Origin of the sequence: Mycoplasma sp. 2704 (assembly GCF_034863285.1) — a bacterium.
GTDB lineage: Bacteria > Bacillota_I > Bacilli_A > Mycoplasmatales > Metamycoplasmataceae > Mycoplasmopsis.
Genome location: NZ_JAYFFD010000003.1, coordinates 122,336 through 134,461 on the forward strand (window position 1 = coordinate 122,336; position 12,126 = coordinate 134,461).

Sequence of the window (12,126 nt, forward strand, 5' to 3'; positions counted from 1 at the left end):
CACCTAATACATAGGTGTTTTAGTAATTAATTACTTAATGCAAATTACTTAACAACGTGTTCTGTAATTTGATCGTTTTCAACAACTAAGAAAGCATCTCCTTGTTGAATTCCGTATGGTTCTAATGCTGAAACAGCATTTTCGTGATCTTGTTTTACAAGTGGGAATAATGATTCTGAATCAACTGAGTTTCATACTGATGAATATGAACCGAATGCATTGATTAATAATGGATCATTTACAATACCAATAACTGTTGAGTTAGGTCTGAATTTAGCAACTTCTTTTAATAAAGCTCCTGTTCTTGATAAAACAACAACATATTTGTATTTTCCTTCTTGTGCTTTTTGAGCTATTGAGTAAGCAATTTGTGAACGTTTGTTTGATTGATCTGAATTTTTTCAAACTTTTTCTAATTGAATTTCGTAGTAGTTTCTTGAGTAGAATTCTTTTTCTGCTCTTCTTGAAATAGCTGACATTGTTTTAACAGCTTCTAATGGGAATGAACCGTTTGCACTTTCTCCTGAAAGCATTGTTGAGTCAGCTCCTAATTCAACTGCGTAGTAAACGTCTGTAACTTCAGCACGTGTTGGGTGTGGTGAGTTTTCCATTGAGTCTAACATTTGTGTTGCAACGATAACTGGTTTACCAGCTTCACGACATTTTCTAATGAACATTTTTTCATAGTATGGAACATCGTAGTAAGGAATTTCTAATCCTAAGTCTCCACGAGCAACCATAATACCGTCTGATGCTTCAATAATTTCATCAATGTTTACACATCCTAAGTGTGATTCAATTTTTGAGAAGATTTGAATGTGTTTTCCACCGTTGTCATCTAATAATTTTCTTAATTCTTTAACATTTTTGGCTGAGTTAACGAATGAAGCAGCAACATAGTTAATTCCACTTTTAATTCCGAATTTAACGTCGTTGATGTCTTTTTCAGCTAAGAATGGTAATGAGAAGTCAACACCTGGTAAGTTAACACGTTTGTTTGTTTTTAATTTGTGTGTGTTTTCAGCTTTAACTTTTACGTAACCATTTCCAACTTCTGTAACTACTGTTGATAATTTACCATCATCAATTAAAACTTGGTTTCCAACAGATAAGTCTTGTGCCATATCATATGCAACTGTAATTTCTGTTGATGTACCTTCGTGTGAAAGATATTTATCTTGTGTTGTGTAGATGATCATTTCTGTACCTGATTGCACAACTTGAGCTCCATCTTTCATTTTTCCAATACGAATTTCAGGTCCTTTAGTATCTAACATAAGAGAAACTGGAACTTTTAATTCTTGTGAAACTCTTTTTCCTAATGTAAATTTATTTAATTGTTCTTCGTGTGAACCGTGGCTAAAGTTTGCTCTAATTGTTGTTACACCATTTTGAACTAATGATAATAACATATCATAGTTATCACTTGATGGACCAATTGTAGCAACTAATTTAGTTCTTTTATCAGTAATTTTCATATTGCTCCTAGTAATTAAATATATATTTAAAATATAAACATATTTTACAACATTTTTCAAGTTTTACCTTATGGTAGTTTGTAATTAGTTCTATATTTTTATTCCTATGCACAAGGAATAAAAAACACAATGTCCTAATTGTTAGAACATTGTGTACACAAATAATTTATTAAGCTTGTTGATTTAAAAATGAAACATCTTGACTAAGTTCAATTGTATTATCACTTGTTAATGCAAATATAGATTTAGCAGTTAAATCATCTTTTGTAGCTTTTAAAATGTTTTGATTGAATACTAAATGAACATTTAATGTGTTATCTGCCATTGTAATTGTTGATTGCGCTCAATCAATTGCAACTAAATCATTGACTTGTAAATCAAAGTTAGCTTTGATAAATTCAGGTTTAGTTTCTTCATTTAAAGTAGTTAGATAATCGTTTAATGTCTGAATAGATGAGTAGTTAGCTTTTAATTTTTCTTCATTTAATGTAAGTGATTTAGCAATTAATGTTGAATATTTATTATCTGCAGCAACTGTTGCAAATCCTGTTAACTCATAAACATATTGTTCAGTAGCTTCATTTTCACTATTTAGTTTCTTAAATTGTAAATATAAAGTTCCTGTTTCATCATTTGCATATGATGTAAATTCGATGTTTGACATAGTGTAGAAGATATTTTCAGTTGTTGCATCATCATTATAAACAAATGTAAATGATTTACCTGTGTCAGTTTTAGCAGCTTGTTCTGAAGTCATTACATTTTGAGTTTTAAGTTCTGATAATCATTTATCTTTGTTTCAATTTGTATCACCGATTTGAAGAATTGGAGAACTAGCAAATTCTGAAGCTAAATGAGTTGATTTATCTAATGAACCTGTTGAAACTAATGAATAATTTTCAATTGTCGGTCTAACAGCATCTAAGAATGATAAATCAACATTAGCATCAACTTTATTATTCTCTTCTAAATTAAACACTGATTGTGCACTTAAATTTTCTTTTGTAGCAGCTAATACATTTAAGTTGTATGAAATACTTAATTTCATTATTTTGTCCTCAAATGTAACTTGCAGACTGCTTCAATTAAAATCAGTCAATTTAGATGATTCTTTTGTTGAGAAATGATTTTTAATAAATTCAACTTTTTTATCTTGCTCTAAGGCTTCAAAGTGTGTTTTTAATGCGTCTGAAGATTTGAATTCTTTAAATAATTTTTCAGTATCAGCAGTTAATGTAGCAATCGTTAAATTAGCATATGGATTTTTAGTAGTCAATGTTGCAAAACCAGTTAATTCAAAAATGTGAGTTTTAACTGTATTTGCATTTTTATCTTTAACTAACATTTTAAGCAATAATGTACCTGTTAAATCGTTTGCATATGAAACAAACTCAATTCTATAACCTTGATCTCTAGCTTCTTGAGCAATCGCATTAAATACCATTCCATTGCTTGCTGTTAATTCAAATGACTTAATATTATCAACTTGATTTTTATCACTTTCAGTTTGGATTTTAGCAGCTGTAAGTTCTTTAATTCAAGCTGAATTATCTCATCTTGTTCCACTAATAGGAACTAATGGATTTGTTGCATATTCAGAAGCTAAATGTTTATCTTTAGTTAATGAGCCAGTAACATTTAGATTAAAATCTGCATAATCTATATTAGTTTTTTTCTTTGATTGTTTAATCAATAATGCTGATGTAGCTGCTATTCCACCAAGAACAACAACTGAACCACCTAAAAGTAATAATGGTTTTAATGTTTGTTTAGTCAATTTCATTTTCATCTCCTGAAAGAGTTTGTGTTAAATCATCACTAAGTTGCTCAATTCCGACTTTTTTTTCTGAAGAAACTAAGAAATACTCAAAGTTTCCAAGTTCATTACGTAAGCTTTTAATGTGATTTAATAGTTGGTTTTTGTCTTTTTGTTTAAGTTTGTCAGTTTTTGTGAAAACTAACTTAAAGTTTATATTATTTGATATTAAAAAATTTAATTCAGGAACGTCTGTATTAGTAATTCCGTGTCTAGAATCAATTAATAAGTAAACACATCTAAGGTTTTTTCTTTCAATTAAATATTCATAAATCATCTTAATCATTTTATCTTTTTGAGTTTGCGAAATTTTTGCGTAACCATAACCTGGTAAGTCAACTAAAACTGCTCCAAATTCATTTTCAAAATAGTTAATTAATTGTGTACGACCTGGTGTCTTAGATGTTTTTGCTAATTTCTTATTTTCAACAATTGCGTTGATTAATGAACTTTTTCCAACGTTTGAGCGACCTCAAAAAGCAACTTCATAATTTGGATGTTCGTATCAATTTGTCCTGTTTGTAGATGATTTAATAAATTTAAACATTGTCCTAAATTCCTTTTTTGTTTTGTTTTGCTTTTTCTATTTGTTCTTTATGCCGTTGTCTGATTTGAGTTGAAGAAATATTTGAGTTTTCATAATCAGGCATTATTATGATTGTTTCAAGATTATTATTTAAAGCATTATTTGCTGTAGCTAATTTTAGTTCATAATTAAAGTCGATTTGATTTCTAGCACTACGTACAAGTCATTTTGCATTTAATTGATGAGCTAAATCAGCTGTTAAATCAAAGTAGTTTTTTAAGACAACAACTTTATCGTTTTCTTGATATTTATTTTTAATTGCTTCAAAATTTTCTTCAATTCTTTCAATATTATCTTTATCAGGATTGTAAGTTACAACAACATAAAGTTTGTCAAAAAGCTCGGTAGCTTTTTGCACTATTGATTCGTGACCTTTATGAAATGGATCGAATGATCCAGGAAATAAAGCTATTTTAGTTTTGTTCATAAATTTTAATTGCGTTTCTTGCAATAACTAATTCTTCATTTGTTCTAATTACATAAACTGGAACTTCTGAATCAGGTGCAGAAATTAAAGCGAATTCACCAATTGGTCCATGGTTAACTTCTGAGTTTAATTTAATGTTTTTGAAGAATAATTTATCTGCAATCATTTGTCTAATAATAGGTGTGTTTTCTCCAATTCCAGCTGTGAAAACAAGCGCATCTGGTTTACCACCAATTTTGTTTGCATAAACTGCTACATAGTCAGCAATTTTTTGTGAGTAAAGTTCAAGTGCAAATTGTGCATCTACATTTCCATTGTTTGCTGCAGCGCAAATATCTCTCATATCTGAAGAAATTGTAGAAACACCTAAAAGACCACTTTGTTTATTTAAAATATCAGTGAATTGATTGATATCTAAACCTGATTGGTTCATAACAAATTGATGAATTGAAGGGTCAATGTCACCACTTCTTGTTCCCATCATTATTCCAGCTAATGGTGTAAGTCCCATTGATGTGTCAAATGATTTTGAATCCTTAACAGCACATAATGAACCACCGTTTCCTAAGTGCATATTAACAAATGTTACAGTTTCTTTGTCTAAGATTTGACCGAGTTTTTCTGTAATGTATTGGTGTGAAATTCCGTGAGCACCATATCTTTTGATTTCGTATTTTTCTACTAATTCTTTTGGTAATGCATATGAGCTATTTACTTTGTTAATTGTTGTATGGAATGCTGTATCGAAGTCACCTGATAATTTAGCGTGTGGGAAAACTTTTCTAAATCCGTAAATTGATTGGACTGCTCCTGGGTTATGTAATGGCGCATAAATTGCAACTTTATCTACAATGTTAATTACTTCATCTGTGATTTTTGCTGTATTGTTAAAGTATGTACCACCTTGAACAATTCTAAATCCAATGTATTCAATTTCTTCTGGTTGGTGGATTAAGTTAATTTCTTCCATTAATTCATATAATTTGTTAACAGCGACTTCGTGATTTGGCATTGCTACTGTTTTTTCAAATTTTTGACCATTGAATTTAATTGAAATAGCTCCCTCAGGTAATGTAATTCTTTCAGCAATACCACTAGCTATTAATTCTAATGATTCTTTATTAAATAAACTTAATTTAATTGAGCTACTTCCTGCATTGATTACTAAAACTTTTTTATTCATTATTACTCCTTGTTTGTGATTAAAATCGAAATAAGAATTGTTCCTATTATATCTTTTGTTGTTGCTCCCCTTGATAAGTCTGCAACGGTTTGATTAAATCCTAAAACAAAAGGACCATACGCATTGAATTTACCTAACTGCTGAATAAATTTGTAAGATATATTAGCTGAATTTAAATCAGGAAATACAAATACATTAGCATCTTGGTAATTGAATAAATCTTTTTTCTCTCTTATTTTGTTATTTAACGCTGCATCAACTTGAACTTCACTTGCATACACATTTTCGTGTGGATATTTTTCTGAAAACAATTTTGCTGCATTTGACATTTTTAAAGCTTGTGCACTTGAGTTTGAACCATTTGTTGAAAAGGCCATAAATGCACCAGTTGGTTTATCAAGAACTTTTTTGCTAAAGTCCATAGCATTTTTAGTTATATCAACTAATTGTTCTTCAGTTGGTTCAATAATAAAAGAAGGATCAGAAACTACATAAGTTTGTGATTTTTTATTAAGCACCATTGCTGATGAAATTGTGCTTGTTGTTTTATCTAAAACCCTTAGAGCACTACGATAAAATGATTTTGAAGTTGTGTTATATCCTCCAACGACAACGTCATATTTTTGTGTTTTAGCAATGTACATACCAACGATGTTTCTAGTGTTTGAATCAAACTCAAGGTCAAGTTGATTTAAATCTAAATTAGGTTGTTTTTTTAATCTAGATTGTATGTAGTTTTGCTTAACTTTTTGGATTTCGTCAAATGAGACAAAAACATCGTGTTTATCATTTGAGTTTTTAAATGATAAGTAGTTGATTATGATGTTTTTATTGAGCATTAATTTGTTTATTCAGAACCTTTGAGAAGGTGAATAAGTATCTAGTAAAAGCACTGTGTATTGGTGCTTTTTGTGTTTAATTTTTCAAAATATTGAGTGTAAAAGCATAGTATCCTTTTTAGTTTGTTATATTATACCAATAGTTTAGTTTTATGTTAATTGTATATAACTAAGTTATTTAGTGTTAAATAAAAAAATATCAGTTTGAATGTAAACTGATATCTATATATAAAACTCATATTTATTATTAAAAAGTAAAGATTAAACTAATTCAATAATTGCCATACGTGTTGAATCACCTTGACGACGAGGTAATTTAATAATTCTTGTGTATCCACCGTTTCTTTGTGAGTATTTTGGTGCAATATCATCAAATAAGTATGATAATACAGCTTTACCATCTTTAGTTTTAATTGGACGTAAGAAACCTGCAACAGCACGTCTGTTTGCTAATGTAGGGTTTTTAGCTTTTTGAATCATTTTTTCAGCGTGTCTTCTTAATTCTTTTGCTCTTGTTAAAGTTGTAACAATTCTTCCGTTTACGTATAATTCACTAACAAGTGAACGCATCACACCGTTTCTTCATTTAGTGTCACGTGAATAGATTTGTGTTGGGTTTGCCATATTACTCATCTCCTTCTCTTAATTCAAAACCGTAATCTTTAACTTTATCAATGATTTCTTGAATTGATTTTCTTCCTAAGTTCTTTGTTTGCTCTAATTGTGAAACTGTAAGTTCTCTAATTTGTGATAATTTAGTTTTCTTAATTTTTCTAAGTGCATTAGCTGAACGAACTGATAAGTTCATTTGTGAAATATCGATGTCATCTTCTTGTTTTTCTTCTGGTTTTTCAACGATTTCTTCAAAGATATCAACTTTCATTTTATCTGTGTCTCCGATTACTTCAAGAAGACCGATTAAAATGTCAGCTGCTTGTCTAAGAGCATCTTTTGCATCTACTGTTCCATCTGTTTCAATGTTAAACTCAAGTTCTTCTTCAATTCTGTTTGAAGCTGAGTTCATTTCTTTGATGTTGTAGTAAACTTTTTTGATTGGTGAGAAGTTTGAATCAACAGCGATAAATTCACCTTTTTTAATGTCACTCATTGGAGCTAAATCATCTTTTTTACGTTTAGAAATGTAAGCTTTGTTTTCATCAAATGAAACAAATCCACGTCCTGAACGTAAGTAAATTTCAACATTAAGAGCCTTAGCGTTCATAACTGTAGCTAACTTAATGTTTGTATCAATAACTTGAACACCTGGGTGTGAAACTACTTTAAGTGATCTTGAAGTAACTTCTCCAGGAGCTTCTGATTGTAATGTAACTTTTACAATTTCATTGTCTTTAACAACGTTAGGGTTGTAAGCAAAACGAACTTTACGTAAATTCATTAATAAAGTAATAACATCTTCTGTAACATCTTTGATTGTTTGGAATTCATGATCAACACCTTCGATTTTAACTGCAAATGGTGCTAATGATGAAATTGTTGATAATAATGTTCTTCTTAAAGGAACAGCTAATGTATTACCAAAACCTCTTTCAAGACCTCTTAATACAAAAGTTGTTTCAGCAACATCATCTCTTTTGTGGATTACAGGTTTATCTAAGTAAACCAATTTTTTCATTTTTTCCATTGTTTACCTCTTTTGAATTATTTTTTCATACGTTCACGTTTTAAGATACGTTTTGGTGGTCTTGTTCCGTTGTGTGGAACTGGTGTAACATCTTTGATTTCTGTTACTGTAATACCGCTAACTTCGATTTGTTTTCTAGCAGCATCTTTTCCAGCTCCAAGACCTTTTAATTCAACTTTAACTGTTTTGATTCCGTGTTCTTTAGCAGCTTCAGCAGCAGCTTGTGCAGCTAAACCGGCAGCATATGGAGTTTTCTTTTTAGTACCTTTGTATCCAATTGCTCCTGCTGAACTTCAAGCAATAACATTCCCGTTTTCATCAGCAAAAGTAACAATTGTGTTTTGGTTTGTTGAGTGGATGTGTGCTACACCACTTGTAATGTTCTTTTTCTTAGTTTTACGAGCCATTATTATTTACCTTTCTTTCCTGCTACAGTTTTTCTTGGACCCTTACGTGTACGAGCATTCTTTTGAGTACTTTGTCCACGAACTGGTAATCCTTTACGGTGTCTCATTCCACGGTAGCATTTGATTTCCATTAAACGTTTGATGTTTAATGAAACTTCTCTACGTAAGTCACCTTCTGTTGTGTAAACTTTAGCTGCTTCACGAATTCTTGATAATTCTTCTTCTGATAAATCTTTTACACGAGCATCTTCGCTAATGTTTGCTACTTTACAAATTTCTTTTGCTAATGTTCTTCCAATTCCATAAATGTATGTTAATGAAATAACAACACGTTTATTGTTTGGGATTTCGACGTTTAAAATTCTAGCCATTTAAAATCCTTTCTAACAATTACCCTTGTCTTTGTTTGTGTTTTGGTTGAACACAAATAACACGGATAATTCCTCTACGTTTAATGATTTTACAGTCTTTACACATTTTTTTAACACTTGCTCTAACTTTCATTAGTTCTCCTTATTACTTGTGTCTGTAAGTAATACGTCCTTGTGTTGTATCATAAGGACTTACTTCGACATCAACTGAATCACCTGGTAAGATACGAATGTGGTTAATTCTCATCTTTCCAGAAATATGAGCTTTAATTGTGATGCCATTTTCAAGTTCTACTGAATAATCATCAATTGTAAAAACTTCTTTGACAACACCTTTTATTTTAATAGCATCTTTTGCCAATTAGATTCCTTTCGTTAACACGATTCCTTTTCCATTTTTGATGAGTACAGTGTGTTCATAATGAGCTGTTCTTGTATTATTGGCGCTAACTATTGTTCACCCATCTCTAAGTTGAATAAATTTATTAGTTTGGGCAATCATTGGCTCAATACAAATTACCATACCATCTTTAAGCAATGGACCAGTTCCTTTTTTACCTTCATTGAAAATATTAGGATCTTCATGTAATCTTCTTCCGATTCCATGACCACAAAAGTCTCTTGGTGTAAATAAACCGTGCTTATGGATATATTCACCTATTGCATAAGATATATCACCTGTTCTAGCACCTTTTTTAATCGCTTTTAATCCAGCTTCAAAAGCTCCTTTAGCTACATCAATAAGTTTCTGATCTAGAGGCGAAACTTTTCCAACTGGTTTAGTGAAGGCACTATCACTATAAAAACCTTCTCAGATGCATCCTAAGTCAACACTAACAATGTCGCCTTCTTCTACGATACGATCCGTAGGTATTCCATGGATCAATTGTTCATTAACTGATATACATGCTGTACTTGGAAAACCTTGATAACCTTTAAATGCAGGTTTGGCTCCACGTTTGATTATTTCTTTAAAAGCCAATTGATCAATATCTTTTAAAGAAACCCCTGGTCTTACAAAGTCTCAAACTATTTGCTTGACTTCTGCCAAGATTTGACAAGATTTGGTAATCTTTTGAATTTCTTCTTCTGTTTTTACTCAAGACATAATTAGATCACCTTTCTCTGTAAAAAATAAAATAATCTAACATATATGTTAGATATTTTAAAGTTTATTTATTTTATCACTTTTTTGCAAAATTTCAAGTACCTGTTTTGCAACTTCTTCAGGTGTAGCTGAAGCATCTACAACTCTTAATTCATCCAGCGATTTGTAGTAGTCAATCAATGGTTTTGTTTGTTCTTCATAGATTTTTAATCTGTGTTCAATACGTTCAGGTGTGTCGTCTGCACGTTGAATAATTTGATTAGAACAAACATCACAAACACCTTCTACTTTAGGTGGTTGGAATTCTACATGGTAGCCTGCACCACAATTTACACATGTTCTTCTTCCACTTAAACGCTTAATGATTTCTTCATTATTTACTTGAAGCTCAATAACCACAAATTCAAAGTCTTTAAGCGAATTTAAGAACTCAGCTTGAGCTTTAGTTCTAGGAAAACCATCTAGGATAAAAAATTGGTTATTTTCTTTTAATTTTAAGATTGCATTTTCAACAATTTTATTTGTGATTTCATCGGGTACATATCCACCTGTTGTCACAATGTTTTGAACTTTAAGACCAAGTTCTGTTTTTTGTGCTATTTCGTTTCTAAAAATGTTACCTGTTGATAAATGAATTAAATTGCTTGTTTTTGACAATAAAGAAGCAACAGTACCTTTTCCTGCTCCTGGTTGTCCCATAAAAATCACATTTTTATTTATTTTATTTATCATAATAAACCTTCTACGTTTTCTGCTGAGTTGCTTTCAATATTTTTAATTGATTCTCTTTTTGCTTTTGATAAATTATTTGATTTAATTCTTGCTTGTAATTGCCCTACTGTTTCAAGTGCAACACTTACTAAAATCATAAGACCTGTACCACCGAATGAAATTACACTAGGTAAAATACCAGCCATAATTTCAACAAATTGCATACTTCCTAACGCTAATAAATAGAATGATGAAAACACACTTAATCTAAATACAATCCCAATTAAGTAATCTTGTGTTTCTTCTCCTGGTCTTACGCCTGGAATAAATGTTGAATTTTTAGCGAAATCTTCAGCTATCTTATCAACTTTTGATTGTTGAATTCCCATAACTAATGAGAATGCAAAAATAACAACTATAAGTAATGTAAATCCAATTGGTTGGGTAAATTGCATATTTTGGTTAATTCATTGTTTTGATGCATTATCATCTGGTAGTATGTTTGCAATCATTGTCGGGAATGATAAAACCATCATAGCAAAGATAATAGGCATAATTCCGGCTGGATTTAGTTTAATAGGTAAGAAACCAATGTCTTTTTTAGATTTAGATCTACCTGCTCCTATTTGTTGGATAGGTATATGTCTTTCTGCTACATAAACAATAGCTATAATCATTAAAACAAGTAAGTAAACAAGTATATATGTAAAGAAATTGACTATACCAACAAGTGCCCCACTTGAACCAGATAAATCAACACCTATGTAATGTAAGAATGCTTCTTTAAATTGGAATGGTAACCTAGCAGCAATACCTGTGAAAATAATTAAACTTGTTCCATTTCCAATTCCTTTATTTGTGATTTGTTCTGAAATAAATAAAGCAAATAATGAAGCAGAAGTTAAAACCATCGGAATCATAAAGAATGTTAAAAATTCTTTTGATACAATTCCGTATCCATCCAACTCAATGAATTGACTATTTCCATTACCAAGCGTTTTAATTAAGAAAACAGCTTGTGGATAAGCAATAACAATTGTTAACAATCTAGTAATAATATTTATTTTTCTTCTACCTTGCGGCCCACTCTGACTTAATTTATAGATTGGAGGGAATATTTTTGATTGTAAAATCATCATTATAAGAGAAGCATTAATAAATGGACTAATGCCTAAAGCAAATAGTGAGAACTGTCTAAGTCCTCCACCACCAATTAAGTTTAATGTATTTAAAAAAGAGTTACTACTAATTGCATCTTCATTTTTAATCTTTACAAATGGTAATGTTATAGTTGTTCCTAAAATATAGATAGCCAACATGAGTAAAGTAAAAATAGCCTTCTTCGTTAAATCCTTATTTGTGAAGAATGCTCTTAATCTATTTTTTGTTTTATAGATTAAATTACCCAATGTGCTCGCCCCTTTTTTAAAATATATTGGTATTATATAACAAAATATTTTTTTTCATAGTTTGAGTTAATAAAAAAACACCATTAAAGGTGTGAAATATTCTTTGAAAACTGAATAGTTATTTTAATAATTCATTAAAATGTCTGAAT

At 30.3% G+C, this 12,126-nt stretch carries 15 protein-coding genes; all 15 read right to left on the minus strand.

Going from position 1 to position 12,126, the window contains the following annotated elements; all coding sequences use genetic code 4:
• Positions 1 to 44 precede the first annotated feature (44 nt).
• Positions 45 to 1,478, minus strand: coding sequence for a pyruvate kinase (pyk, locus tag VBM90_RS01975; RefSeq protein WP_323176682.1), 1,434 nt, complete (start codon positions 1,476 to 1,478; stop codon positions 45 to 47).
• Between the two features lie 169 nt (positions 1,479 to 1,647).
• Entirely contained in the window at positions 1,648 to 3,261 is a 1,614-nt protein-coding gene (locus tag VBM90_RS01980) for an MAG1430 family protein (protein ID WP_323176683.1), read from the minus strand.
• Positions 3,248 to 3,841, minus strand: coding sequence for a ribosome biogenesis GTP-binding protein YihA/YsxC (gene yihA / locus VBM90_RS01985; RefSeq protein WP_323176684.1), 594 nt, complete (start codon positions 3,839 to 3,841; stop codon positions 3,248 to 3,250). The genes VBM90_RS01980 and yihA overlap by 14 nt, the downstream gene beginning before the upstream one ends.
• A gap of 4 nt (positions 3,842 to 3,845) precedes the next feature.
• Complete coding sequence (gene coaD, locus VBM90_RS01990; RefSeq protein WP_323176685.1) at positions 3,846 to 4,307, minus strand: pantetheine-phosphate adenylyltransferase; 462 nt, start codon at positions 4,305 to 4,307, stop codon at positions 3,846 to 3,848.
• Entirely contained in the window at positions 4,294 to 5,490 is a 1,197-nt protein-coding gene (locus VBM90_RS01995; protein WP_323176686.1) for an acetate/propionate family kinase, read from the minus strand. Before VBM90_RS01995 ends, coaD begins: the two co-directional genes overlap by 14 nt.
• 2 nt (positions 5,491 to 5,492) lie before the next feature.
• Positions 5,493 to 6,329: a phosphate acyltransferase gene (locus VBM90_RS02000; protein WP_323176687.1), complete on the minus strand. Its 837-nt coding sequence runs from the start codon at positions 6,327 to 6,329 to the stop codon at positions 5,493 to 5,495.
• Positions 6,330 to 6,590: 261 nt separating this feature from the next.
• Complete coding sequence (gene rplQ / locus VBM90_RS02005) at positions 6,591 to 6,962, minus strand: 50S ribosomal protein L17 (RefSeq protein WP_323176688.1); 372 nt, start codon at positions 6,960 to 6,962, stop codon at positions 6,591 to 6,593.
• A complete protein-coding gene (locus VBM90_RS02010; RefSeq protein WP_257089269.1) occupies positions 6,955 to 7,971 on the minus strand; it encodes a DNA-directed RNA polymerase subunit alpha in 1,017 nt (338 codons plus the stop codon). Before VBM90_RS02010 ends, rplQ begins: the two co-directional genes overlap by 8 nt.
• Positions 7,972 to 7,988: 17 nt before the next feature.
• Positions 7,989 to 8,378 carry a 30S ribosomal protein S11 gene (gene rpsK, locus VBM90_RS02015; RefSeq protein WP_257089267.1) on the minus strand — a complete coding sequence of 130 codons (390 nt, stop codon included), beginning with the start codon at positions 8,376 to 8,378 and terminating at the stop codon, positions 7,989 to 7,991.
• Between the two features lie 2 nt (positions 8,379 to 8,380).
• Positions 8,381 to 8,749 (minus strand): 30S ribosomal protein S13, encoded by a 369-nt coding sequence (rpsM, locus tag VBM90_RS02020; protein ID WP_257089265.1) that lies wholly within the window; start codon positions 8,747 to 8,749, stop codon positions 8,381 to 8,383.
• A 19-nt stretch (positions 8,750 to 8,768) separates the two neighbouring features.
• Positions 8,769 to 8,882, minus strand: a complete 114-nt coding sequence (gene rpmJ / locus VBM90_RS02025; RefSeq protein ID WP_257089263.1) for a 50S ribosomal protein L36 — start codon at positions 8,880 to 8,882, stop codon at positions 8,769 to 8,771.
• Between the two features lie 12 nt (positions 8,883 to 8,894).
• A complete protein-coding gene (infA, locus tag VBM90_RS02030) occupies positions 8,895 to 9,110 on the minus strand; it encodes a translation initiation factor IF-1 (protein ID WP_257089261.1) in 216 nt (71 codons plus the stop codon).
• On the minus strand, positions 9,111 to 9,857 hold the full coding sequence (gene map / locus VBM90_RS02035) for a type I methionyl aminopeptidase (RefSeq protein ID WP_323176689.1): 747 nt from the start codon (positions 9,855 to 9,857) through the stop codon (positions 9,111 to 9,113). It abuts the gene before it with no gap.
• Between the two features lie 57 nt (positions 9,858 to 9,914).
• On the minus strand, positions 9,915 to 10,589 hold the full coding sequence (locus VBM90_RS02040; protein ID WP_323176690.1) for a nucleoside monophosphate kinase: 675 nt from the start codon (positions 10,587 to 10,589) through the stop codon (positions 9,915 to 9,917).
• Entirely contained in the window at positions 10,583 to 11,977 is a 1,395-nt protein-coding gene (secY, locus tag VBM90_RS02045; RefSeq protein ID WP_323176691.1) for a preprotein translocase subunit SecY, read from the minus strand. Before secY ends, VBM90_RS02040 begins: the two co-directional genes overlap by 7 nt.
• Positions 11,978 to 12,126 lie beyond the last annotated feature (149 nt).